22 protein-coding genes and 3 tRNA genes are annotated in these 25,286 nt (G+C 63.8%); 24 read left to right on the top strand and 1 reads right to left on the bottom strand.

The window, feature by feature from the left end; translation table 11 throughout:
- Positions 1-152 precede the first annotated feature (152 nt).
- The 3 genes from NGR_RS16490 (at position 153) to NGR_RS16500 (ending at position 5,380) form a co-directional block, all read left to right on the top strand.
- On the top strand, positions 153-1,433 hold the full coding sequence (locus NGR_RS16490) for a metallophosphoesterase family protein (RefSeq protein ID WP_012707615.1): 1,281 nt from the start codon (positions 153-155) through the stop codon (positions 1,431-1,433).
- Positions 1,433-4,894 carry an ATP-binding protein gene (locus NGR_RS16495; protein WP_012707616.1) on the top strand — a complete coding sequence of 1,154 codons (3,462 nt, stop codon included), beginning with the start codon at positions 1,433-1,435 and terminating at the stop codon, positions 4,892-4,894. Before NGR_RS16490 ends, NGR_RS16495 begins: the two co-directional genes overlap by 1 nt.
- Before the next feature lie 87 nt (positions 4,895-4,981).
- Positions 4,982-5,380 (top strand): (R)-mandelonitrile lyase, encoded by a 399-nt coding sequence (locus NGR_RS16500; RefSeq protein ID WP_012707617.1) that lies wholly within the window; start codon positions 4,982-4,984, stop codon positions 5,378-5,380.
- A 60-nt stretch (positions 5,381-5,440) separates the two neighbouring features.
- Here the strand turns inward: NGR_RS16500 and NGR_RS16505 are convergent.
- Positions 5,441-5,516 (bottom strand) — tRNA-Val (locus NGR_RS16505).
- Between the two features lie 409 nt (positions 5,517-5,925).
- On the opposite strand from NGR_RS16505, the gene NGR_RS16510 reads away from it, so the two are divergent.
- From NGR_RS16510 to mce, 21 genes are all read left to right on the top strand, one after another.
- Positions 5,926-6,002 (top strand) — tRNA-Asp (locus NGR_RS16510).
- A gap of 69 nt (positions 6,003-6,071) precedes the next feature.
- A tRNA-Asp gene (locus NGR_RS16515) sits at positions 6,072-6,148 on the top strand.
- Positions 6,149-6,446: 298 nt separating this feature from the next.
- Positions 6,447-6,812, top strand: coding sequence for an NADH-quinone oxidoreductase subunit A (locus NGR_RS16520; RefSeq protein WP_012707618.1), 366 nt, complete (start codon positions 6,447-6,449; stop codon positions 6,810-6,812).
- Positions 6,803-7,381, top strand: a complete 579-nt coding sequence (locus tag NGR_RS16525; RefSeq protein ID WP_012707619.1) for a NuoB/complex I 20 kDa subunit family protein — start codon at positions 6,803-6,805, stop codon at positions 7,379-7,381. The genes NGR_RS16520 and NGR_RS16525 overlap by 10 nt, the downstream gene beginning before the upstream one ends.
- An 18-nt stretch (positions 7,382-7,399) precedes the next feature.
- On the top strand, positions 7,400-8,002 hold the full coding sequence (locus tag NGR_RS16530; protein WP_012707620.1) for an NADH-quinone oxidoreductase subunit C: 603 nt from the start codon (positions 7,400-7,402) through the stop codon (positions 8,000-8,002).
- 51 nt (positions 8,003-8,053) lie between these two features.
- A complete protein-coding gene (locus tag NGR_RS16535) occupies positions 8,054-9,244 on the top strand; it encodes an NADH-quinone oxidoreductase subunit D (RefSeq protein WP_012707621.1) in 1,191 nt (396 codons plus the stop codon).
- Positions 9,244-9,498 carry a hypothetical protein gene (locus tag NGR_RS16540; protein WP_012707622.1) on the top strand — a complete coding sequence of 85 codons (255 nt, stop codon included), beginning with the start codon at positions 9,244-9,246 and terminating at the stop codon, positions 9,496-9,498. The genes NGR_RS16535 and NGR_RS16540 overlap by 1 nt, the downstream gene beginning before the upstream one ends.
- A 16-nt stretch (positions 9,499-9,514) precedes the next feature.
- Positions 9,515-10,345: an NADH-quinone oxidoreductase subunit NuoE gene (nuoE, locus tag NGR_RS16545; RefSeq protein WP_012707623.1), complete on the top strand. Its 831-nt coding sequence runs from the start codon at positions 9,515-9,517 to the stop codon at positions 10,343-10,345.
- 12 nt (positions 10,346-10,357) lie between these two features.
- A complete protein-coding gene (gene nuoF, locus NGR_RS16550) occupies positions 10,358-11,662 on the top strand; it encodes an NADH-quinone oxidoreductase subunit NuoF (RefSeq protein ID WP_012707624.1) in 1,305 nt (434 codons plus the stop codon).
- Positions 11,663-11,667: 5 nt separating this feature from the next.
- Entirely contained in the window at positions 11,668-12,333 is a 666-nt protein-coding gene (locus NGR_RS16555; protein WP_164924261.1) for an NADH:ubiquinone oxidoreductase, read from the top strand.
- A gap of 99 nt (positions 12,334-12,432) precedes the next feature.
- Positions 12,433-14,511, top strand: coding sequence for an NADH-quinone oxidoreductase subunit NuoG (gene nuoG / locus NGR_RS16560; protein WP_012707626.1), 2,079 nt, complete (start codon positions 12,433-12,435; stop codon positions 14,509-14,511).
- Positions 14,512-14,531: 20 nt separating this feature from the next.
- Entirely contained in the window at positions 14,532-15,575 is a 1,044-nt protein-coding gene (gene nuoH / locus NGR_RS16565) for an NADH-quinone oxidoreductase subunit NuoH (RefSeq protein ID WP_012707627.1), read from the top strand.
- 64 nt (positions 15,576-15,639) lie between these two features.
- A complete protein-coding gene (gene nuoI / locus NGR_RS16570; protein WP_012707628.1) occupies positions 15,640-16,131 on the top strand; it encodes an NADH-quinone oxidoreductase subunit NuoI in 492 nt (163 codons plus the stop codon).
- Between the two features lie 148 nt (positions 16,132-16,279).
- On the top strand, positions 16,280-16,894 hold the full coding sequence (locus NGR_RS16575; protein WP_012707629.1) for an NADH-quinone oxidoreductase subunit J: 615 nt from the start codon (positions 16,280-16,282) through the stop codon (positions 16,892-16,894).
- Positions 16,895-16,923: 29 nt separating this feature from the next.
- On the top strand, positions 16,924-17,232 hold the full coding sequence (gene nuoK / locus NGR_RS16580; protein WP_003531854.1) for an NADH-quinone oxidoreductase subunit NuoK: 309 nt from the start codon (positions 16,924-16,926) through the stop codon (positions 17,230-17,232).
- A 7-nt stretch (positions 17,233-17,239) separates the two neighbouring features.
- Entirely contained in the window at positions 17,240-19,234 is a 1,995-nt protein-coding gene (nuoL, locus tag NGR_RS16585; RefSeq protein ID WP_012707630.1) for an NADH-quinone oxidoreductase subunit L, read from the top strand.
- On the top strand, positions 19,234-20,745 hold the full coding sequence (locus tag NGR_RS16590; RefSeq protein WP_012707631.1) for an NADH-quinone oxidoreductase subunit M: 1,512 nt from the start codon (positions 19,234-19,236) through the stop codon (positions 20,743-20,745). The genes nuoL and NGR_RS16590 overlap by 1 nt, the downstream gene beginning before the upstream one ends.
- Before the next feature lie 19 nt (positions 20,746-20,764).
- Complete coding sequence (nuoN, locus tag NGR_RS16595) at positions 20,765-22,207, top strand: NADH-quinone oxidoreductase subunit NuoN (protein WP_012707632.1); 1,443 nt, start codon at positions 20,765-20,767, stop codon at positions 22,205-22,207.
- Positions 22,204-22,971: a biotin--[acetyl-CoA-carboxylase] ligase gene (locus NGR_RS16600; RefSeq protein ID WP_012707633.1), complete on the top strand. Its 768-nt coding sequence runs from the start codon at positions 22,204-22,206 to the stop codon at positions 22,969-22,971. The genes nuoN and NGR_RS16600 overlap by 4 nt, the downstream gene beginning before the upstream one ends.
- 42 nt (positions 22,972-23,013) lie before the next feature.
- Positions 23,014-24,681 (top strand): ribonuclease J, encoded by a 1,668-nt coding sequence (locus tag NGR_RS16605; protein WP_012707634.1) that lies wholly within the window; start codon positions 23,014-23,016, stop codon positions 24,679-24,681.
- A gap of 167 nt (positions 24,682-24,848) precedes the next feature.
- Positions 24,849-25,253: a methylmalonyl-CoA epimerase gene (gene mce, locus NGR_RS16610; protein WP_012707635.1), complete on the top strand. Its 405-nt coding sequence runs from the start codon at positions 24,849-24,851 to the stop codon at positions 25,251-25,253.
- Positions 25,254-25,286: the final 33 nt, after the last annotated feature.

The following is a 25,286-nucleotide window of genomic DNA, read 5'->3' on the forward strand; positions in this document are numbered from 1 at the left end:
TACCGAGCGAGGTGTTACAAATCCGCTAATCGGCGCGATCGAAGGGGGCCGAAATGTCGCATCTAGACAAGCAAAAGGCTTTACCCACAGCTCAGGTTGGCCGTAGCCGCGCGCGCCATTGACGAGCCTGGTAGGGCCGACCATGGTCGGTCATGCCCTTCCGATTTGTTCATACCGCAGATCTCCATCTCGATTCGCCCTTGCGCAGCCTGGCGCTGCGAAACGAGGAGCTTGCCGGGATCGTACGTGGCGCCACCCGCAATGCGCTGGTGCGCATCGTCGATCTCTGCATTGCCGAAGCGGTCGATGCGCTGCTGATCGCCGGCGATCTCTATGACGGCAACCAGACCTCGATGAACACGGCGCTTTTCCTCGCGGGCGAGCTTCGCCGTCTCGACGAGGCGGGCATCCGAACCTTCATCATTCGCGGCAATCATGACGCCCAGTCGCAGGTGACGCGCGAATTGACGCTGCCGCCATCGGTCCATGTCTTCCCGGGCCGCGGCAAGCCGGTCCTCGCCAAGACGCTGGAGAACGGCAGAACCGTCCATATCCACGGCATGAGCTTTGCCGAGCCGCATGCGCCGGAAAGCCTGCTGCCGCATTTCCATCTCCCCGTCGCGGATGCCATCAACATCGGCATGCTGCACACGAGCCTCGCCGGCTCCGCGGGCCATGATCCCTATGCGCCCTGCAGCGTCGCCGACCTAGAGCGCCATGGCTTCGACTACTGGGCACTTGGCCACGTTCACCAGCGGCAGGTCCACAGCGTCAAACCATCGATCGTCATGCCGGGCATGCCGCAGGGCCGCGATATCAACGAGGCGGGGGTGAAAGGCATCACGCTCGTCACGATCGATGACGACGGCGCGGTGACGCTGGAAGAGCGGCCGGTCGGCGCGGCGGTGTTCGAGCGGGTCTCGATCGACCTGACGGGGGCCGCGGATTGGCGCGACATGCTCGAAGCCGTTGGCCGGCATCTCGGCCTGCTTCGAAAGGGCCTGCCGGAAGCCGATCTCATCCTGCGAATCACGCTGACGGGCACGACGCCGCTTTCCTGGCGCCTGCGGCGAGATTTCGATCTGCTGCAGGGGGAACTGGCGAATATCGCAGCCGGGTTCGGCCGATGCTGGGTCGAGAAGGTCGAGACCCTGTTTGCAGGCTGCAGCAAGCAGGCCATGCGCATCGCTGCCGATCCGATCGGCGAACTGACGGCGCTCGTCGAGAACGAGGTATTGTCGGCTTTTGCCTTCCGCGCCGACATGCGCGCCGTTGCCGAGGAGCTGCTGCCGCATCTGCCGGCCGAACTGCGGCACCTGCTCGCCGCCGACGAGGCAATGCTCGACGACCTCGTCGAAAACGCGGCGCTCTCGGGAAGCGCCGATGTCCTGTCGCATCTTCATGGCCGCAGCGCCGTCGAGGGCGTCGACTGATGCGGCTGCAACAGCTCGATCTCGTCCGCTTCGGCAAGTTCACCGGAAGGAGCCTCGATTTCGGCGCCGCAAGGCCGGAAGAGCCTGATTTTCACCTGGTCTACGGCCCGAACGAGGCGGGCAAGTCGACGCTGTTCGCGGGATTCCTCGACCTGCTCTTCGGTATCGAGCGCACGAGCCCCTATGGTTTCCTGCATCCCTATCAGACGATGCGGATCGGTGGCATCGTCGAGGCCGGCGGCAAGAGGCATCACGCCTATCGGATCAAGCGCAACGCCAACAGCCTCGTCGGCCCCGACGAGCAGCCACTGCCTGATAACCTCTTCTCCTCGGCCCTCGGGGCGATCGATCGGGATACTTACCGAATGATGTTCTCGCTCGACGACGAGAGCATCGAGGAAGGCGGCGAGGCTATCCTGAAAAGCGAGGGGGAACTCGGTTCGCTCTTGTTTTCGGCAAGCTCCGGCCTGCCGGACAGCAGCGCTGTGCTCGCCAACCTGCGTGCCGAAGCGGATGCCTTCTTTCGCCCGCAGGCGCGCAAGCATCGGCTTGCGGAACTCAAGGCGGAACTGGATGTCCTCAAGTCCGAGCGCAAGACGGTCGACATCAATGCGCGCGAATATGCCGATCTTCGCAAGACGCTGACGAAATCCCGCGAACGCCATGATGCGGCAGCGCAGCGGCGCGCCGAATTGCGCGTCCGGCGGGACCGGCTGCGCGCCGAGCTCGAGGCGCTGCCGCTCCTGGCGAGGCTGCGCAGCGCGCGGGAACAGCTTGCCGGGACCGAGGCTTTACCGGTGCCGCCCCAGGACTGGTGGAACGATGTGCCGGCGCTGCGCAGGCAAGAGATCGAAATCACCACCCGGCTTCGGCAATCGGACGAGGAACTGGCGCGGCGCCGGATGGAGCTCGAAGGCCTGCCGCGCGACGAGCAGGCGCTGGCGCTCACCGGGCGGTTCGAGGCGCTGCGGGAATCGGCCCTCGATGCCCGCTACCAGACGGCCGCCCGCGATATGCCGTCGCGGCTCGACGAACTGGCAAGGACCTCGGCGGAGATCCGTGCCTGCCTCATCCGTCTCGGCGAGGCGGAAAATTCCGATCCCGAATCACTGGTGCTACCGACGGCGCGTGCCGCCCGGCTCCAGGAACTGGTCCGCCAGCATGCCGGCCTCGCGGAAAAGCTGGCATCGGCACGCGAGGAGCTCGATAGCGCAAGACGCGATCGCGCCCACGTAGAACGCGAGCTGGGGCGGCTGAAGAGCGGCGTCGCCGATACCGGCCGCCTGGTTGAGCGACTGCACGTGCTGCGCCAGAGCGATTGCCTGTTGCGCCAGGAGGCCGCGTCCGGGGAGGTCGACCGGCTGGAGGCGGTGCTTGCCGATGCCATGGACGGCCTGCGGCCTTTCGCCGGCGATGTGGATGAACTGGCCAGGCTTCCCGTTCCCGCCGCCGGCGTCGTCGCCACGTGGAGAGCGGAGGAGGCGGCTCTTTCCGAGCGCCGCATGCGGCTTGACGATCGGATCGCCGACGAGCGCGAGCGCCAGGCCGGAGACGAGGCGCGGTTAGCCGCATTCGCCGCCGACGGCGCGGCCGTGGACGACGCGACGGCAGGCGTGCTGCGCCGCCGGCGGGACCAAGCCTGGCAAGTGCATCGCGCCAGCCTCGACGAGGGGACGGCAAGTGCTTTCGAGGCGGCATTGCGGGAGGACGATGCCGCCGTGGCACTTCGTCTGGCCTATGCCGAGCGGGTCGCCGAGATACGCGGCCTCGCTCTCGCCATTTCCGAAAGGGGCGCACGGCTTCAGGCGCTGGAGACACAGCGCGCGGCGCTGTCCGAAGAGAGAGAACGGCTGGAGGCGACGGTTGCCGCTGCCGCAGGCGCAGGAGGCTTACCCAACGTGAAGCTCGTGCCGCAACTGGAGGCCTGGCTTGCCACGCGCGCGGCGGCATTGGAGTTGCGCGCCGCTTTGCGCACCACGCGCCTCGCTCACGACAGAGCGTCTGCGGAGGAACAGGCGGCGGCATTCTCGCTGCGGGACGAATTGGTGCAGCTCGGCGTGACGGAGCATTTGCCGGACCGGCTTGATGAACTCCTCGCGAAGGCAGAGCGGATCGCCTCCCATGCGCAAAGTGCCTCGGCCGCGCACACCGCTGCTGTCGCGCAGCTTCGCCGCGTATCCGAAGGCCTGGAAAACCGGGAGGCGGTTCTCGCCGCCGCCGAGGCGGCGATCGCCCGCTGGCAGGAGGAATGGGCCGAGGCACTCGCCGCGACCTGGCTTGCCAACCGCGCCGACCGGCCGCAGCCGCACGAAATCGGTCCGGTGCTCGCCGTTCTGCAGGATTTCGACAAGCTGATGCAGAAGAAGAGCGAGCTCGACCATCGCATCGCCGGCATGCGCAAGGATCAGAAAGGGTTTGCCGAGGCGATCGCGGATATCGCCCGTGAATTGGCAGAGCAGGGAGACGGCGATCCGCTTGCGCTCTACGCCTCGCTGCGCGACCGCATTGCCGCCGCGCATCATCAGGAAGAGCGCCGCCTTGAGGGCTCGGCCAGCATCGCGCGCCTGGAGGACGACCTTCGGCTGCTGCTGAACGAAGAGCGGCAGCACCTGGCGATGAAGCAGGTGGTTTTCGACTTCTTCGGATGCGCGACGCTTGACGAGGCCGGGCACTGCCTGGAGGCGGTGCGCGAGCAGGAGAGGCAACGGCTAAGATCCGCTGAACTCGAGCATGACCTGTTGACCAGGCTCGGCACCGCCACCAGCGAAGAAGCCGAATCGATTCTCGCCGGCGTCGACGAGGCAGAACTGAGACTCGAACTCGCCCGTCTGGAGGAAGCGATCGATGCCGCCGATCGTGACGTCAGCGAGTTGCATTCGGAAGTCAGAAACAAGGAAACGGCGCTTGCGGAAATCGAGGGCGGCGACCGGGTCGCGGAACTTGAGCAGAGGCAGCGAACCATCCTGCTCGACATCGAGCACAAGGCGGTCGGCTATCTGAGGCTCAAGGCGGGCGTCGTAGCCGCCGAGCATGCGCTGCGGCTGTTTCGCGAGCGGCATCGCAGCGCCATGATGCAGCGCGCCTCGCGGACGTTCTCGCACATCAGCGGCGGCGAATATGCCGGCCTCTCGACGCAGGCCGACAAGGGCCAGGAATTCCTGATCGCCAACACCGCGGCGGGCGGCTCGAAGCTCGCCGGCGACCTGTCGAAAGGCACGCGCTTCCAGCTCTACCTCGCCTTGCGGATGGCCGGCTACCACGAGGTCGCCGCCGCTCGCGAGACGCTGCCCTTCATCGCCGACGACATCATGGAAACCTTCGACGACAACCGCGCCGGCCGCGCCTTCGAGTTGATGGCCGAGATGGCACGCGTCGGCCAGGTGGTCTACTTGACCCACCACGAGCACCTTTGCGACATCGCCCGCAGCGCCTGTCCCGGCGTTAAGCTTCACAAGCTGTAGCGGCCGGGCGGAAAAGCGCTAAGGTGCCCATGCTGTTGCCCGCATCGCAGGCGACGCTTCGACGCGATTTGCCAGGAGGAGGTTCGGATGGAAATCTTTGAATGTGGATCGAGACCGTCGTCCCGCGGCCCGGCCGAGTATTTTGAGGGCGCCGTCCGCATCGACCCGGCCTTCGAGGCGCCTCAGCCGGCCCGGGTGCGCGGCGCGACGGTGACCTTCGAGCCCGGCGCCCGCACCGCCTGGCACACCCACCCGCTCGGCCAGACCCTGATCGTCACGTCCGGCCGCGGCCTTGCACAAAGCTGGGGCGGCGACCTCTGCGAGATCCGCGCCGGCGACGTCGTCTGGTTCCCGCCGGGCGAGAAGCACTGGCACGGCGCGGCCGCGGATACCGGAATGACGCATATCGCCATCCAGGAGGCGCTGGATGGAAAGGTGGTCGACTGGCTGGAGCATGTGACGGACGAGCAGTATCGGGGGGAGTGACGAGGACGCGTGGGCGACGCTCGTTTGCCACTCGTGTTCAATTTCAAACTCTCGGAAAAATGGTGGGCGATGAGAGACTCGAACTCCCGACATCCTCGGTGTAAACGAGGCGCTCTACCAACTGAGCTAATCGCCCTTTCGCGTGTCGAACCAATCTGTCCGCCGCGTCGGTGGGCGTGATCTATGCGCTACCGGCGAAAACCGCAAGAGCATTCGATCGATTTTTTGATATTTTTTGCGAGCGGGTCGCCATGCCTACCGGTCGCGCACCGCTGGCGCTGTGGACAAATCTCCGACGGGGAGGGGCGCACCGGCGGTGGCGGTCTTGACGGAGTCGAGCGACGGAGAAGGGTCGCCGCGATCGCCGCGCCTTGCGTAGATTTTTGTCCTTTAGAATAGCCTGTGGAGCAAAATTCCGTCCGTCACGGATTTGTCTTCAAACACGCTTGACACCCCCATGCGAACCGCTTAGTTAGCCGCTCATCGAAACGGCAGGGCCGCTTTGATGAATGGGGCGCGCGAGTGCCCCAACCAGTTCGAGAGATGCGGGTGTAGCTCAGTCGGTTAGAGTGCCGGCCTGTCACGCCGGAGGTCGCGGGTTCGAGCCCCGTCACTCGCGCCACTCTTCTGGTCCATTGGCCTTCTCAAGGAGTGTCGATGGTGAGATAATGGCCAGCCATGGCCACAATGCGCGGGTGTAGCTCAGTCGGTTAGAGTGCCGGCCTGTCACGCCGGAGGTCGCGGGTTCGAGCCCCGTCACTCGCGCCATTTCTCTTCCTTCCATCCCTCAAGGCAAGTCGACCAGTTTGTGCGTTGCGGCAATGTGTCTCGGGACGGTCGTCGCGAGCGGGATGAGTCCGCTCCCGCAATTCCGCACTTCGGTGTGTCAACGGTGCGAAACTGCCGTTCAAACCTGTGGCGCGAACCGGTTTAAATGCCGCGTCGAGGCTTGCACATGGGCGCGGGCTGCGCTAACCACTCTGGCGTTGCAACATGATTTTCGGCCTGCGGCATTCGTTGTTCAAGCGCCTCTCCCGGTGCGCTTCGCAGGCAGGGACGGATAACAATGACAGAACTTCTCGGTTCCTACGTTCCGATCGCGATTTTCATTGGAATCGCTCTTGTGATCGGCCTCGCACTCCTGATCGCTCCCTTCGCAGTTGCCTTCAAGGCGCCCGATTCGGAAAAGCTGTCGGCCTACGAGTGCGGCTTCAATGCGTTCGACGACGCCCGCATGAAGTTCGACATCCGCTTCTATCTCGTGTCGATCCTCTTCATCATCTTCGATCTGGAAGTCGCCTTCCTGTTCCCCTGGGCGGTTTCGTTCGGGGAGCTCGGCTGGTTCGGCTTCTGGTCGATGATGGTTTTCCTCCTGGTGCTGACGGTCGGCTTTATCTATGAATGGAAAAAGGGAGCGCTGGAATGGAACTAGCATCCGGCACCACGCTCGTTGCGCCGCAGCCGAAGGGCATCATCGATCCCGCGACCGGCAAGCCGATCGGCAGCAATGACGCATTCTTCGGCGAGATCAACAACGAGCTCGCCGACAAGGGCTTCCTCGTCACCTCGACCGATGAGCTGATCAACTGGGCGCGCACCGGCTCGCTGATGTGGATGACCTTCGGTCTCGCCTGCTGCGCCGTCGAGATGATGCAGATGTCGATGCCGCGCTACGACGCCGAACGCTTCGGCTTTGCGCCGCGCGCCTCGCCGCGCCAGTCCGACGTCATGATCGTCGCCGGCACGCTGACCAACAAGATGGCGCCGGCGCTGCGCAAGGTCTACGACCAGATGCCCGAGCCGCGCTACGTCATCTCGATGGGCTCCTGCGCCAATGGCGGCGGCTACTATCACTATTCCTATTCGGTGGTGCGCGGCTGCGACCGCGTCGTGCCCGTCGATATCTATGTGCCAGGCTGTCCTCCCACGGCAGAAGCGCTGCTTTACGGCGTGCTTCTGCTGCAGAAGAAGATTCGCCGGACCGGCACGATCGAGCGCTAAGGCAGGGGGTTCTTTTCAATGAGTGAAGCCCTGAACGAGCTTGCGACCTACCTTCGCGAAGCGCGCGGATCGCTGATCGCCGATGCCGCGATCAAGTACGGCGAGCTGACGCTGACGGCGACGGCGGAAAACCTCATCGAGTTGCTGACCTTCCTGCGCGACGACGCGCGGTGCGGGTTCATCAGCTTTATCGACGTTTGCGGCGTCGACTATCCGCAGCGGCCGGATCGCTTCGATGTCGTCTACCACCTGCTGTCGCCGCGCCAGAACCTGCGCGTCCGCGTCAAGGTGGCGACCGCTGACGGTGACCCGGTGCCCTCGGCAACCCCCGTCTATCCGGGCGCTGACTGGTTCGAGCGCGAAGCCTACGACATGTACGGTATCCTCTTCACCGGCCATCCGGACCTGCGCCGCATCCTCACCGACTACGGTTTCGAGGGCTATCCGCTGCGCAAGGACTTCCCGATGACCGGCTTCGTCGAGGTTCGCTACGACGACGAGGTCAAGCGGGTGGTTTATGAGCCCGTCGAGTTGAGGCAGGAATTCCGCAATTTCGATTTTCTCTCGCCCTGGGAAGGCACGGAATACGTGCTGCCCGGCGACGAAAAGGCGAAGAGATAAGTCGGTCCGTGGCGGTCCGCTGAGGACGCCATCCGGCCTGGAGCAATCGGTATGACCGAACACAACGTCCGCAACTTCAACATCAACTTCGGCCCGCAGCACCCGGCGGCGCACGGCGTTCTCCGGCTCGTGCTGGAGCTCGACGGCGAGATCGTCGAGCGCGTCGATCCGCATATCGGCCTGCTTCACCGCGGCACCGAGAAGCTGATCGAGGCGAAGACCTACCTGCAGGCGGTGCCCTATTTCGACCGGCTCGACTACGTCGCCCCGATGAACCAGGAGCACGCCTTCGCGCTCGCGGTCGAACGGTTGACGGGCACGGAAGTGCCGATCCGCGGCCAGCTCATCCGCGTCCTCTATTCGGAAATCGGCCGTATCCTGTCGCATCTCCTCAACGTCACCACGCAGGCCATGGACGTCGGCGCGCTGACGCCGCCGCTCTGGGGTTTCGAGGAGCGTGAGAAGCTGATGGTGTTCTATGAGCGGGCCTGCGGCGCGCGCATGCACTCGGCCTATTTCCGTCCGGGCGGCGTGCACCAGGATCTGCCGCACGAGCTGGTCGAGGATATCGGCAACTGGATCGAGCCGTTCCTCAAGACCGTCGACGACATCGACGAACTCCTGACCGGCAACCGCATCTTCAAGCAGCGCAACGTCGATATCGGCGTCGTCAAGCTGGAGGACGCCTGGGCCTGGGGCTTCTCGGGCGTCATGGTGCGCGGCTCGGGCGCTGCCTGGGACCTGCGCCGTGCGCAGCCCTATGAATGCTATTCCGACATGCAGTTCGACATCCCGATCGGCAAGAACGGCGACTGCTACGACCGCTATCTGATCCGCATGATCGAGATGCGCCAGTCGGCGCTGATCATGCGCCAATGCGTCGACCGCCTGCTGGGCGATGCGAAGATCGGCCCGGTTTCCTCGCTCGACGGCAAGATCGTGCCGCCGAAGCGCGGTGAGATGAAGCGCTCGATGGAAGCGCTGATCCATCACTTCAAGCTCTATACCGAGGGCTACCATGTGCCGGCCGGCGAGGTCTATGCGGCGGTCGAGGCGCCGAAGGGCGAATTCGGTGTCTTCCTGGTTTCCGACGGCACCAACAAGCCTTACCGCTGCAAGATCCGTGCCCCGGGCTATGCGCATCTGCAGGCCATGGATTTCCTCTGTCGCGGACACCAGCTTGCCGACGTCTCGGCCGTGCTGGGCTCCCTCGATATCGTGTTCGGCGAGGTGGATCGCTGATGCGTCTGGCGCCGCTTGCCGTTCTCGGTTTTCTCGCGCTCAGCCCCGCTGCCGCCGCCCAGGAGGATGTCGGCAGCACGTCCTCGTCGGGGCTGCACGGCGGTTCGATGGCCACGCTGCTGTCGAAGGGATACGAGATCAAGGCAGCCGTCGCCAACGGCACGCGCTACATCGTGTTTATGCAGAAAGACCAGTCAGCCTATGCCTGCGAATTCGTCACGCTGACGAAATCGCGGTGCGGTTCGATTAATTGATAGGGTGTCCACTAGAATGTCCGTTCGTCGACTAGCCGAAGACACTGTCCAGCCAGCGGCCTTTGCATTCAGCAAGGAGAACGCCGCCTGGGCTGAGGCAACGATCAACAAGTATCCGAAGGGCCGTGAGCAGTCGGCGATCATTCCGCTGCTGATGCGCGCCCAGGAACAGGACGGCTGGGTGACGAGGGCGGCCATCGAGTCGATCGCCGACATGCTCGGCATGGCCTATATCCGCGCCCTCGAAGTGGCGACCTTCTACACGCAGTTCCAGCTGAAGCCGGTCGGGTCGCGCGCCCATGTGCAGGTCTGCGGCACGACGCCCTGCATGCTGCGCGGCGCTGAAGACCTGATCAAGGTCTGCAAGAAGAAGATTGCCGCGGATCCCTTCACGCTGAACGAGAGCGGCACGCTCTCCTGGGAAGAGGTCGAATGTCAGGGCGCCTGCGTCAACGCGCCGATGGTGATGATCTTCAAGGACTCCTACGAGGACCTGACGCCCGAGCGGCTCGAAGAAATCATCGACGGCTTCGACGCGGGCAAGGGCGCTGAAATCGAGCCGGGCCCGCAGATCGATCGCATCTATTCCGCGCCGGCCGGTGGGCTGACGACGCTGCAGCTCGTCGAAGCGCCGCAAAGGACCAAGGCGCCGGCCCGCGCCAGCAAGGCCAAGGATGAACAGGCGGTGAGCGTACCGCCGTCGAACGCCGCCAAGCCGAAGACCGACGCGGACGTCACCAACCCGGCGCTGAAGACCCCGGCAACGGCCAGGAAGGCGGCGGCGAAGAACGCCAAGATCGAAGGCGAGACGGCCGACAAGTCCAAGCCGGCGAAGAAGCCGCGGTAAAGAGGTGACACCATGCTGAGAGATGAAGATCGCATCTTTACCAACATCTACGGCCTCAAGGACAAGTCGCTCAAGGGCGCGATGGCGCGCGGCCATTGGGACGGCACCAAGGCGCTTCTCGAGAAGGGCCGCGACTGGATCATCAACGAGGTGAAGGCTTCGGGCCTGCGCGGCCGCGGCGGCGCCGGCTTCCCGACCGGCCTCAAGTGGTCCTTCATGCCGAAGGAAAGCGACGGCCGCCCGCACTATCTCGTCGTCAATGCCGACGAGTCGGAGCCCGGCACCTGCAAGGATCGCGACATCATGCGCCACGATCCGCATACGCTGATCGAGGGCTGCGTGATCGCAAGCTTCGCCATGGCCGCGAACACCGCCTATATCTACGTGCGCGGTGAGTTCATCCGCGAGCGCGAAGCGCTGCAGGCGGCGATCGACGAGTGCTACGAATACGGCCTGCTCGGCAAGAACAACAAGCTCGGCTACGACATCGACGTCTTCGTCCATCACGGCGCCGGCGCCTATATCTGCGGCGAGGAAACGGCCCTGCTCGAAAGCCTCGAGGGCAAGAAGGGCCAGCCGCGCCTGAAGCCGCCGTTCCCGGCGAACATGGGCCTCTATGGCTGCCCGACGACAGTCAACAACGTCGAATCGATCGCCGTCACGCCGACCATTCTCAGGCGCGGCGCCGGCTGGTACAGCAGCTTCGGCCGCCCGAACAATCACGGCACCAAGCTTTATTCGGTTTCCGGCCACGTCAACCGCCCTTGCACGGTCGAGGATGCCATGTCGATCCCGTTCCACGAGCTGATCGACAAGCACTGCGGCGGCATCCGCGGCGGCTGGGACAACCTGCTCGCGGTCATCCCCGGCGGATCGTCGGTTCCCTGCGTGCCCGGCGCGCAGATGAAGGATGCGATCATGGACTATGACGGCCTGCGCGAGCTCGGCTCGGGCCTCGGAACGGCCGCCGTCATCGTCATGGACAAGTCGACCGACATCATCAAGGCGATCTGGCGCCTGTCGGCCTTCTACAAGCACGAAAGCTGCGGCCAGTGCACGCCCTGCCGCGAAGGCACCGGCTGGATGATGCGCGTCATGGAGCGCATGGTTCAGGGCCGCGCCCAGAAGCGCGAGATCGACATGCTCTTCGACGTGACGAAGCAGGTCGAAGGCCACACGATCTGCGCGCTTGGCGACGCAGCCGCCTGGCCGATCCAGGGCCTGATCAAGCATTTCCGCCCGGAGATGGAACAGCGCATCGACGAATACACCCGCAATGCCACGTCGCACGGCGCGGTGTTGGAAGCAGCGGAGTAACGAGCATGGCCGGGACGCGCAACGAAGAACAGGGCATGAAGGCGGCAGTCATTCCTTTCGTGCGACCTCTGGGTGCCGGCTCGGCCGATCCATTCGGCATGGCGGAATGGATGAAGGGCATGCCGGCCGTTCCGCTGATGGCCAATCCTGTGGCTGCCGTGGCGGCAGCGACGGCGTTCGGCTTCGGCCTGTCGAGCCACTTCGCAGGCGTTATGTTCGGCGCCATGCAGGGGGCCGCGAGTGCGCTGCAGAAGAACGCCGCCGGGCTCGAACCGGAGGTGATTGCCGAGTCGGCTCCGGTCGTCGAAAAGCCTGAGCCTGTAAGCCCGGAGGCTTCGCCGCCCCCGGCAGCCCGAGAAGCGAGGCCCGAACCGGCGGCCCGAGAGGCTCGGCCCGCGCCGGCCGCCGTCGCCAAGCCGAAGGCGCGCGCCGCCAGGAAGCCCGTCGCGGCGAAGTCGAAAGGCCGCGCCGATGACGATCTGAAGCGGATTTCCGGCATCGGCCCGAAGCTCGTGCAGGTGCTGAATGGCCAGGGCCTTCGCCGCTTCGCCGACATCGCCGCCCTGAGCGAGGCGGATGTCGCGCGGATCGATGCCGAGTTGGCTCTTGAGGGTCGCATCCTGCGGGACGATTGGATCGGACAGGCAAAGGCGCTGATGCGCGACAAATGACGTGACGGCTGCCCGGTCGTCACGAGAGCGGAAGAGCCGTGAAGGAATTGGCCGGCGCCACGGAAGGCAGCCGGACGGAAGACAGGATTGAGTACGAAGATGGCAAAGCTGAAAGTCGACGGAAAAGAGATCGAGGTCCCGGATCATTTCACGCTGCTTCAGGCCTGCGAAGAGGCCGGCGCCGAGGTTCCGCGCTTCTGTTTCCACGAGCGGCTTTCGGTTGCCGGCAATTGCCGCATGTGTCTGATCGAGGTGAAGGGCGGCCCGCCCAAGCCGGCCGCCTCCTGCGCAATGGGCGTGCGCGACCTGCGTCCCGGCCCGAACGGCGAGGCGCCGGAAGTCTTCACGACGACGCCGATGGTCAAGAAGGCCCGCGAAGGCGTCATGGAGTTCCTGCTGATCAACCATCCGCTCGACTGCCCGATCTGCGACCAGGGCGGCGAATGCGACCTGCAGGACCAGGCGATGGCCTTCGGCATCGACAGTTCGCGCTACCAGGAAAACAAGCGCGCCGTCGAAGACAAGTATATCGGCCCGCTCGTCAAGACGGTGATGAACCGCTGCATCCACTGCACGCGTTGCGTCCGCTTCACGACGGAAGTGGCGGGCATTGCCGAGCTCGGCCTGATCGGCCGCGGCGAAGATGCTGAGATCACCACCTATCTCGAACAGGCGATGACCTCGGAACTGCAGGGCAACGTCGTCGACCTCTGCCCGGTCGGCGCGCTGACCTCGAAGCCCTTCGCCTTCACCGCCCGTCCGTGGGAGCTCAACAAGACCGAATCGATCGACGTCATGGATGCGGTTGGCTCGGCGATCCGCGTCGACACGCGCGGCCGCGAGGTGATGCGCGTCATGCCGCGCGTCAACGAGGAGATCAACGAAGAGTGGATCTCCGACAAGAGCCGCTTCATCTGGGACGGGCTGAAGACGCAGCGTCTCGACCGGCCCTATGTCCGGAAGGACGGGCGCCTGCAGTCGGCGACCTGGAGCGAGGCCTTCCAGGCGATCAAGGCTGCCGTCGCCAGGACCTCCGCCGACAAGATCGGTGCGATCGCCGGCGACCTCGCATCCGTCGAGGAAATGTACGCGCTGAAGGAACTGATCGCCTCGCTCGGCTCAGAGAATATCGACTGCCGCCAGGACGGCGCAGCGCTCGATCCGTCGCTCGGCCGCGCCAGCTACCTCTTCAATCCGACGATCCAGGGGATCGAGAGTGCCGATGCGCTGCTCATCGTCGGTTCCAACCCGCGCTTCGAGGCTTCGGTTCTCAATGCGCGCATCCGCAAGCGCTACCGCATGGGCAAGTTCCCGATTGCCGTCATCGGCGAGCGCGGCGAGCTGCGCTACGAGTATGACTATCTCGGTGCCGGTACGGAGACGCTTGCGGAGCTCGTTGCCGGCAAGGGCAAGTTCTTCGAGACGCTGAAGAAGGCCGAGCGGCCGCTGATCATCATCGGCCAGGGCGCCGTCGCAGGGGAGGGCGGTGCTGCCGTTCTCGCCAATGCCGCCAAGCTCGCCGTCGCCGTGGGCGCGGCCGGCGCGGAGTGGAACGGCTTCGCTGTCCTGCACACCGCGGCGTCGCGCGTCGGCGGCCTTGATCTCGGCTTCGTGCCCGGCACGGGCGGCAAATCGGCCGTCGGCATGATCGACGGCACGGAGGTGCTCTTCCTGCTCGGCGCCGACGAGATCGACCTTACCGCAAGGAAGGGCTTCACCGTCTATATCGGCTCGCACGGCGACAACGGTGCTCACGCGGCGGACGTCATCCTTCCGGGCGCGGCCTATACGGAAAAGGCTGGCACCTGGGTCAATACAGAAGGCCGCGTGCAGATCGGCAACCGCGCCGGCTTCGCGCCGGGCGATGCGCGCGAGGACTGGGCGATCATCCGGGCGCTTTCCGACGTGCTCGGCCGCAAGCTGCCATTTGATTCGCTTGGCGAGTTGCGCGCGAAGCTCTGTGCCGCCCATCCGCATTTCGCAGAGGTCGACGCCATTGCCGCTGGAAGCAGCGACGAAATTGCCGCACTGGCCCAAAAAGCCGGTGAGATGGCCAAATCCGTGTTTGCGTCTCCGGTCAAAGACTTCTATTTGACGAACCCGATAGCGCGCGCATCCGCCGTCATGGCCGAATGCTCGGCCTTGGCGCGCAACAATTTCAAAGCTGCCGCGGAATGAGCGCGAGGGAATAGAGCATCATGGACGCTTTCATTTCGAGCTACGTCTGGCCCACGGCCATCATGATCGGCCAGTCGCTGCTGCTTCTGGTCGCGCTGCTGGTCTTCATTGCCTATATCCTGCTCGCCGACCGCAAGATCTGGGCCGCCGTGCAGCTTCGCCGCGGCCCCAACGTCGTCGGCCCCTGGGGGCTGTTCCAGTCCTTCGCCGACCTCCTGAAATTCGTCTTCAAGGAGCCGGTCATTCCGGCCGGCGCCAACAAGGCGATCTTCCTGCTCGCGCCGCTCGTCTCGGTGACCTTGGCGCTTGCCGCCTGGGCGGTCATTCCGCTCAATGCGAACTGGGTGATCGCCAACATCAATGTCGGCATCCTCTTCGTCTTCGCCATATCTTCTCTCGAGGTTTATGGCATCATCATGGGCGGCTGGGCCTCGAACTCGAAATATCCGTTCCTCGGGGCGCTCCGCTCCGCCGCGCAGATGGTCTCCTATGAAGTCTCGATCGGCTTCGTCATCGTCACCGTGCTGCTCTGCGTCGGTTCGCTCAACCTGACGGACATCGTCAATGCGCAGTCGGATGGCCTCGGAACGATGATCGGCCTGCCGGCCTCCTTCCTCGACTGGCACTGGCTGTCGCTGTTCCCGATGTTCATCGTGTTCTTCATCTCGGCGCTCGCCGAGACGAACCGCCCGCCCTTCGACCTGCCCGAAGCCGAGTCCGAACTCGTCGCCGGCTTCATGGTCGAATACGGCTCGACCCCGTACATGATGTTCATGCTCGGCGAATACGCGGCGATCTGCCTGATGTGCGCGCTGACGACGATCCTGTTCCTCGGCGGATGGCTGCCGCCCGTCGATATCTGGATCCTCAACTGGGTGCCGGGCATCATCTGGTTCGTTCTGAAAGCCTCGTTCGTGTTCTTCATGTTCGCGATGGTGAAGGCCTTCGTGCCGCGCTACCGCTACGACCAGCTGATGCGTCTCGGCTGGAAGGTCTTCCTGCCGCTGTCGCTGGCGATGGTCGTCATCGTCGCATTCGTTCTGAAGCTGATGGGGTGGGCATGATGGCCGCCCAGGCTTCGCTGCATACCGCCGGCTTCTCCCAGGCCGGCAAGTTTGGAGGTTAATGATGGCCGGTCTATCGCAAGCCGTCAGCTCGCTGTTCCTCAAGGAGTTCGTCGGCGCATTCTTTCTGTCGATGCGCTATTTCTTCCGGCCGAAGGCGACCCTGAACTATCCCTTCGAAAAAGGCCCGGTCAGCCCGCGTTTCCGCGGCGAGCATGCGCTGCGCCGCTATCCGAACGGTGAAGAGCGCTGCATTGCCTGCAAGCTCTGCGAGGCGATCTGTCCTGCCCAGGCCATTACCATCGAGGCCGGCCCGCGCCGCAACGACGGCACACGCCGCACGGTGCGCTACGACATCGACATGGTGAAGTGCATCTATTGCGGTTTCTGTCAGGAAGCCTGTCCGGTCGATGCCATCGTCGAGGGGCCGAACTTCGAATTCGCCACCGAGACGCGCGAAGAGCTCTACTACGACAAGGAAAAGCTGCTCGCCAACGGCGACCGGTGGGAGCGGGAAATCGCGCGCAACATTGCAATGGACTCGCCCTATCGCTGAGGCCATCTGCGTAAACGCAGCATCGCGCCCCTCGTGAGAGGGCGCATGCGGCACGGGTTTGGGCACTGGCCGGACGGATGTCCGGCTTTGCCTCATGGGGTGAGGGCGGTGCGCCTTCACGCCGAGCAAGACGAAAAAGGCACCGATCATGGGTCTGCAGGTTCTTTTTTTCTATCTCTTCGCCTTCATTGCCGTGGCGTCGGCATTCATGGTCATCGCGGCAAAGAACCCGGTCTATTCGGTTCTGTTCCTGATCCTGACCTTCTTCAACGCGGCGGGGCTCTTCCTGCTGACGGGCGCCGAGTTCCTGGCAATGATCCTGCTGGTCGTCTACGTCGGCGCCGTCGCGGTTCTCTTCCTTTTCGTGGTCATGATGCTCGACATCGACTTTGCCGAACTGCGCGCCGGTGTGCTTGAATACGCGCCGGTTGGCGCGCTGATCGGTCTGATCCTCGCCGCCGAGCTCATCATCGTCGTCGGCGGTTCGACCTTCTCGCCGGAGATCGCCAAGGGCATCGCCATGCCGATCCCGGCGGTCACCGAGCGGACGAACACCGCCGCGCTCGGCGACGTGCTCTACACCCACTACATCTATTTCTTCCAGATCGCCGGGCTCGTGCTGCTCGTCGCCATGATCGGCGCCATCGTGCTCACCCTGCGGCATCGTGAAAACATCAAGCGCCAGAGCATTCCGCGCCAGGTTGCCCGCTCGCCCGAGACCGCCGTCGAGGTGGTCACGGTCAAGCCGGGGCAGGGCCTTTAATCGGGACGCGAGGTCGAGGGATCAGACTTATGGAAATCGGAATCTCCCACTATCTCACCGTCAGCGCCATTCTCTTCACGCTCGGCGTCTTCGGCATCTTCCTCAACCGGAAGAACGTCATCATCATCCTGATGTCGGTGGAGCTCATCCTGCTCGCCGTCAACATCAACATGGTGGCCTTTTCGGCGTTCCTGAACGACATCACCGGACAGGTCTTTGCGCTGTTCATCCTGACCGTCGCGGCCGCCGAAGCGGCCATCGGACTTGCAATTCTCGTCGTCTTCTACCGCAACCGCGGCTCGATCGCCGTCGAAGACGTCAACATGATGAAGGGCTGACAGGGCAATGAACACCATTATCAAGGCTATCGTCTTTCTGCCTCTGATCGGCTTTCTGATTGCCGGCCTCCTCGGCACGCAGATCGGTGCCAAGGCATCCGAATACGTGACGAGCGGCTTCATGCTGATTGCGCTGGCGCTCTCCTGGTTCGTCTTCTTCGACGTCGCGCTCGGGCACGAGGAGATGATCAAGGTCTCGGTGCTGCGCTGGATCCAGTCGGGCAGCTTCGACGTCGAATGGGCCTTCCGCGTCGACACGCTGACCGCCGTCATGTTCGTGGTCGTCAACACCGTCTCGACGCTGGTGCACATCTATTCGATCGGCTACATGCACCACGATCCGCACCGTCCGCGCTTCTTCGGCTATCTGTCGCTCTTCACCTTCGCGATGCTGATGCTGATCACCTCTGACAACCTGCTGCAGATGTTCTTCGGCTGGGAAGGCGTGGGCCTGGCGTCGTACCTGCTGATCGGCTTCTGGTACAAGAAGCCCTCGGCCAATGCCGCGGCGATCAAGGCCTTCATCGTCAACCGCGTCGGCGACTTCGGCTTCTCGCTCGGCATCTTCTCAGTCTTCGTTCTGTTCGGCTCGATCAATCTCGAAACGGTCTTCGCCGCCGCCCAGAGCTACCTGCCGGCTGAAGGTGCCGAGGCAGGCGAGGCGGTGATCACGCTCTTCGGCATGCATCTCGACAAGGCGGATGCGCTGACCGCGACCTGCCTGCTGCTCTTCATGGGGGCCATGGGCAAGTCGGCCCAGTTCCTGCTGCACACCTGGCTGCCGGACGCCATGGAAGGCCCGACGCCGGTTTCGGCCCTCATCCACGCCGCGACCATGGTGACCGCCGGCGTGTTTCTCGTCGCCCGCATGTCGCCGCTCTTCGAGCTGTCGCCGGATGCGCTGACGGTCGTCACCCTCATCGGTGCGATCACCGCCTTCTTCGCCGCGACCGTCGGTCTCGTTCAGAACGACATCAAGCGCGTCATCGCCTATTCGACCTGTTCGCAGCTCGGCTACATGTTCGTGGCGCTCGGCGTCGGCGCTTACGGCGCTGCCATCTTCCACCTGTTCACGCACGCCTTCTTCAAGGCGCTCTTGTTCCTTGGTGCCGGTTCTGTCATTCACGCCGTCGATGGCGAGCAGGACATGCGTTACATGGGCGGCCTGCGCACACACATCCCCATCACCTACTGGATGATGTTCATCGGCACGATTGCGCTCACCGGCGTCGGCATTCCGGGAACGCTCTTCGGCACGGCGGGCTTCTTCTCGAAGGATGCGATCATCGAATCCACCTTCGCGTCGCACAGCATCGTTTCGGGCATTGCCTTCACCCTGCTGGTGATCGCCGCACTGTTCACCAGCTTCTATTCCTGGCGCCTGACCTTCATGACCTTCCACGGCACGCCGCGCGCCTCTCACGAAGTCATGCACCACGTCCACGAGTCGCCCCAGGTTATGCTGGTGCCGCTCTATATCCTCGCCGCTGGTGCGCTCGTCGCGGGCTTCCTGTTCCACGACTACTTCTTCGGCCATCACTATGTCGAGTTCTGGAAGGGTGCGCTGTTCACCTCGGCCGAGAACGAGATCCTCGAGGAATTCCACCACGTGCCGCTGTGGGTGAAATGGAGCCCGTTCTGCGCCATGGCGCTCGGCCTCTTCACGGCCTGGTACATGTATATCAGCCGGCCGGAGCTGCCGAAGTACCTGGCAGACCAGCATCGTGGCCTCTACCAGTTCCTGCTCAACAAGTGGTATTTCGACGAACTCTACGATTTCCTCTTCGTCCGTACCGCCAAGCGCCTCGGCACCTTCCTCTGGAAGGAGGGTGACGGCCGCGTCATCGACGGCTTCGGACCGAACGGGGTGGCGGCGCGCGTTCTCGACGTGACCGATCGCGTCGTCCGGCTGCAGACCGGATACCTCTATCACTACGCGTTCGTCATGCTGATCGGCATCGCGGCGCTCGTTACCTGGATGATGCTCGGGAGTTCCTTCTGATGACCGATTGGCCCGTACTTTCCGCGGTCACCTTCCTGCCGCTGGTCGGCGCCCTGCTTCTCCTGCTGATGCGGGAAGACAGCGCCAACGGCCGCCGCAACATCCTGAACATCTCGCTGCTGACGACCATCGTCGTGTTCGGCCTGTCGCTCTATGTCTGGTACCAGTTCGACAGCTCGAACCCCGGCTTCCAGATGATCGAGAAGCATGAGTGGCTTGGCACCGGCATTTCCTACCATCTCGGCATCGACGGCATTTCGGTGCTGTTCCTGCCGCTGACCGCCTTCCTGATGCCGTTCTGCGTGTTGGCGAGCTGGGTGACGATCGAGAACCGCCTGAAGGAATACATGATCGCGTTTCTGCTACTGGAAACGCTGATGCTTGGCGTCTTCGTCTCGCTCGACATCGTCCTCTTCTACGTCTTCTTCGAGGCGGGCCTCATCCCGATGTTCATCATCATCGGCGTTTGGGGCGGCAAGGACCGCGTCTATGCGAGCTACAAGTTCTTCCTCTACACGCTGCTCGGCTCGGTGCTGATGCTGCTCGCCATCATGGCGATGTACTGGCAGGCCGGCACCACTGACATCACCGAACTGCTGAAGTACAATTTCCCGCGCCAGATGCAGACCTGGCTGTGGCTCGCATTCTTCGCATCCTTTGCGGTGAAGATGCCGATGTGGCCGGTCCACACCTGGCTTCCCGACGCACACGTCCAGGCGCCGACGGCGGGCTCGGTCATTCTGGCCGGCATTCTCCTGAAGCTCGGCGGCTACGGCTTCCTGCGCTTCTCGCTGCCGATGTTCCCGCTGGCGTCCGATTATTTCGCGCCGTTCGTCTATACGCTGTCGATCATCGCGATCATCTACACCTCGCTGGTGGCGATGATGCAGAGCGACATCAAGAAGCTGATCGCCTATTCCTCCGTCGCACATATGGGCTATGTGACGATGGGCACCTTTGCCGCCAATATCCAGGGTGTTCAGGGTGCGATCTTCCAGATGCTCTCGCACGGCATTGTCTCGGGCGCGCTCTTCCTTTGCGTCGGCGTCGTCTATGACCGGCTGCACACCCGCGAAATCTCCGCTTATGGCGGTCTCGTGAACAATATGCCGAAATATGCCGTGGCCTTCATGGTGTTCACCATGGCCAATGTCGGGCTTCCCGGTACCTCGGGCTTCGTCGGCGAAGTCCTGACGCTGGTCGGTGCCTTCCGCGCCAACACCTGGGTTGCGCTCTTTGCGACCAGCGGCGTCATCCTGTCGGCCGCCTATGCCCTCTGGCTCTATCGCCGGGTCATTTTCGGTGCGCTGGAGAAGGACAGCCTGAAGGCGATGCTCGACCTTTCGACGCGCGAGAAGCTGATCCTCTATCCGCTGGTGATCCTGACGATCTTCTTCGGTGTCTATCCGGCGCCGGTCTTCGATGCGACGGCGGCTTCCGTGGATCTGCTCGTCAACAACTACGCCGCAGCCCTGCAGGCAGCGCAAGACATTGCGCTTTCGGTGCACTGACCACAGGACGTGATTGGACATGACTGCTGAAATCCTTTTTGCAAGCCTGCAACTCTCCGCCCCCGAGCTGATCCTGGCGGTCGGCGCGCTGGTGCTGCTGATGGTCGGTGTCTACTCAAGCGAGCGTGCGGCGCCGGTCGTGACCGGGCTTTCGGTGGCGGTGCTCATCGTTGCCGGATTGTGGCTCGTCCTGAACACCGGCGACGGAGAAGCCTATGCCGGCGCCTTCCTGTCGGATCCCTTCGCGAAATTCATGAAGATTCTGGCGCTGATCGGCTCGATCACCGTCATGATCATGACCATCGGCCAGGCCAAAGCTGCCCAGATAGACCGCTTCGAGTTCCCGGTGCTTCTGCTGCTCGCGACCCTCGGCATGCTGCTGATGATCTCGGCCAACGATCTGATTTCGCTCTATCTGTCGCTGGAGCTGCAGTCGCTGGCGCTCTATGTCGTGGCGGCGATCAATCGCGACAGCGTGCGGTCCACCGAAGCCGGCCTCAAATATTTCGTCCTCGGCGCCCTGTCGTCGGGCATGCTGCTCTACGGCATGTCGCTCGTCTATGGCTTCACCGGCCATACCGGTTTCGACGAGATTGCTGCGGCGCTCACCGCGGAAGGCCGCTCGCTTGGCCTGGTCTTCGGCCTGGTCTTCATCCTCGCCGGCCTTGCCTTCAAGATCTCCGCCGTGCCGTTCCATATGTGGACCCCGGACGTCTATGAAGGTGCGCCGACGCCGGTGACGGCCTTTTTCGCCGCCGCGCCGAAGGTGGCGGCAATGTCGATCTTCGTCCGCATCGTCATTGAAGCCTTCGAGCCGGTCGTCGCCGACTGGCAGCAGATCGTCGTGTTCATTTCGATCGCCTCGATGCTGCTCGGCGCCTTCGCCGCAATCGGCCAGCGCAACATCAAGCGACTGATGGCCTATTCCTCGATCGGCCACATGGGCTATGCGCTCGTCGGGCTTGCCGCCGGGTCGATGGCCGGCGTGCGCGGCGTCATTCTCTACATGCTGATCTACATGGTGATGACGCTCGGCACCTTCGCCTGCATTCTTGCGATGCGTCGCAAGGATGGCGAGCACGTCGAGGGCATCGACGATCTCGCCGGTCTGTCGCAGACCAACCCGTTCATGGCGACGGTGCTGACGATCCTGATGTTCTCGCTCGCCGGCATCCCGCCGCTCGCCGGCTTCTTCGCGAAGTATTTCGTGTTCGTTGCTGCGATCGAAGCGCAGCTCTACGGGCTGGCGATCATCGGCGTGCTCGCATCCGTCGTCGGCGCTTACTATTACCTGCGCGTCATCAAGGTCATGTGGTTCGACGAGGCGAAGGGCGAATTTGCCCGCACCGCGAGCGAATTGCGGCTGGTCTATGGACTGTCCGGCCTGTTCGTCCTCGGTTACGTGCTGATCGGCGGACCGCTCGGAAATGCCGCCGAGGCTGCGGCGCGGACATTCTTTTGAGCGGCGGAGAGGGCAGCGGCCGGATTTCGCCCGACGATTTCCGGCACATAGCGCTTGCCGAAACCGTCTCGACGAACAGCGAGTGCCTGGCGAGGGCGCGCGAAGGTGATCCGGGCAACCTCTGGATCACCGCTGCGCGCCAGACGGGCGGCCGCGGCCGGCGCGGCCGCGAGTGGTTTTCCGAGCCGGGCAATCTCTATGCATCGCTGCTGCTCATCGATCCCGCGCCGGTGGAGCACCTGCATTCATTGCCGCTCGCGGCGGCGGTTGCGGTGCATCGGGCGATCCGCAGGGTGATGCCTCCGGGTTCGCCGGAGGTGGCGATCAAGTGGCCGAACGATATCCTCATCGATGGCCGGAAGACCTGCGGAATCCTGCTCGAAGCCGAAGGTCTGCCGGATGGCCGTCATGCGCTGGTGATCGGCTGCGGCGTCAATGTCGCGGTGATGCCCGAAACGGGGCTATACCCGGTCACGTCGCTTCGGCAGGAAGGCGCGACGATCTCGGCCGAAGAGCTGTTCGCCCACCTGTTCGTGACGATGGCGGAGGCGCTTTCTATTTGGAATCGCGGCGCCGGCATCGCCGCGGTCATCGACCAATGGCGGGCTGCCGCGAAAGGCATCGGCGAGGCAATTACCGTCAACTTGCCGGACCGGTCGCTTTCGGGCCGTTTTATCGGTATCGATGTTGACGGTCGGCTGCTGCTCGACACGGGTTCCGGTGCGCCGCTGGCAATTGCGGCGGGCGACGTGTTTCTCGGATAAAGACGTATTTCTCGGATAAACAGGAATTGAGGCGCAGCGCAAATGGCGCAAGAAGAAGAATTGGTGTTCTTGCCGCTCGGCGGCGTCGGCGAAATCGGCATGAACCTCGGCCTTTATGGTTACGGCAGTCCGGGCAGCCGGCAATGGATCATGGTCGATTGCGGTGTGACCTTTCCCGGTCCGGAACTGCCCGGCGTGGAACTCGTCCTGCCGGATATCTCCTTTCTCGCCGAGGAGCGGCGCAACCTCAAGGCGATCATCATCACGCACGCCCACGAGGATCATTACGGCGCGCTGAACGACCTCTGGCCCGGGCTCAACGTTCCGGTCTATGCCTCGCCGTTCACGGCCGGCATGCTCGAGGCGAAACGCGACTTCGAGAAAAGCCGCGGCGAAATCCCGATCACCATCTTCAAGGCGGGCGACCGCATCAATGTCGGACCCTTCAGCATCGAGGCTGTCGGTGTCAACCATTCCATTCCCGAGCCGATGTCGCTGGTAATCCGCACGCCGCTCGGCACCGTCGTGCATACCGGCGACTGGAAGATCGACCTGGAACCCTCGCTCGGCCCGATCACCAACGAAGCGCGTTTTCGCCAGGTGGGCGAAGAGGGCGTGCTGGCGCTCGTCTGCGATTCTACCAATGCGCTGCGCGACGGCGTTTCGCCTTCCGAGCGGGAAGTCTCGGAAAGTCTGGCGAAGATTATCGCTGACGCCGAGGGGCGCGTCGGTATCACGACCTTCTCGTCGAATGTCGGCCGCATCCGCTCGGTCGCCGAAGCCGCGGAAGCGGCAGGCCGCGAAGTGCTCCTGCTCGGCAGTTCGATGAAGCGGGTGGTTGCGGTTGCAAGGGACCTCGGCATCATGGAAGGGCTGAAGCCGTTCCTGGCGGAGGACGAATTCGGCTATATCCCGCGCGACAAGGTGGTCGTCATCCTGACGGGGAGTCAGGGAGAGCCGCGCGCCGCACTCGCCAAGATCGCCCGGGATGAAATGCGCAATGTGGCGTTCTCGGCCGGCGACACGATCGTCTTCTCGTCGCGCACCATCCCCGGCAACGAAAAGGCCATCAACGATATCAAGAACGGCCTGATCGAACAGGGTATCCACATCATCACCGACAGCGAGGCGCTGGTGCACGTGTCCGGCCATCCGCGCCGCAACGAGTTGCAGCAGATGTATCAATGGCTGAAACCTGAGATCGTCGTGCCGGTGCATGGCGAGGCGGCGCATCTGACGGCGCATGCCGAGCTTGCGCTGCATTCGGGCATCGCGAGCGTGCCGCGGCTGCGCAACGGCGAGATCCTGCGCCTCGCGCCCGGACCTGCCGGCGTGGTTGATGAGGCGCGGCACGGCCGCATCTACAAGGACGGGACGCTGATCGGCGATTTCGACGAGATGGGCATCGGCGAACGCCGTAAGCTCTCCTTTGCCGGCCACGTCTCCGTCAATGTCGTGCTCGACAGCCGCTACGACTTCCTCGGTGACCCGGATGTCGTGCCGATCGGGCTTCCGCAGTTCGACGACGAAGGCGACGACATGGACGACGTTCTCTACGACGCCGTGCTCGGCGCGGTGGAAAGCATCCCACGCGCCAAGCGCAAGGATCTGTCGATGCTGCAGGAGGCGGTCCGCCGCGCCGTGCGCAGCACCGCAAACCAGACCTGGGGCAAGAAGCCGATCGTCACGGTCTTTGTCACGAAAGTCTGATTTGTCCGGCCGGCGATCCGGTGTAGACCGGCCGGAGCATTTTAGAGCGGGATGCACTCACATACGTTCGCGCCGCCGCTCTAAACCTTTGTTTTTGCCGCATTTGTGCGACGTCAGGCGATTCTACCTGACTGCAAAATGCTCTAGCTGAGAGGGGAGGACGCTCGATGCTCGGAAGAGTGAACCATGTGGCGATCGCCGTGCCGAACCTCGCAACGGCGGCGGAGAGCTATCGCGCCACCCTCGGCGCGGCGGTCACGGAGCCGCAGGCGCTCCCGGAGCACGGGGTGACCGTCGTCTTCGTGACGCTTGCCAACACCAAGGTCGAATTGCTGGAGCCGCTCGGCGATCAGTCGCCGATCGCGGCCTTTCTCGAGAAGAACCCGGCAGGTGGCATGCACCACATCTGCTACGAGGTGGAGGACATCATAGCGGCGCGCGACCGGCTGAGAGAGGCGGGGGCGCGTGTGCTCGGCGACGGCAATCCCAAGACCGGCGCCCACGGCAAGCCGGTGCTCTTCCTGCATCCCAAAGACTTTCACGGCACGCTGATCGAACTCGAAGAGGTGTGACAGTCGGGCGCGGCGCAGCGATTTGCGCGAGCG

It is taken from the genome of Sinorhizobium fredii NGR234 (assembly GCF_000018545.1).
GTDB lineage: Bacteria > Pseudomonadota > Alphaproteobacteria > Rhizobiales > Rhizobiaceae > Sinorhizobium > Sinorhizobium fredii_A.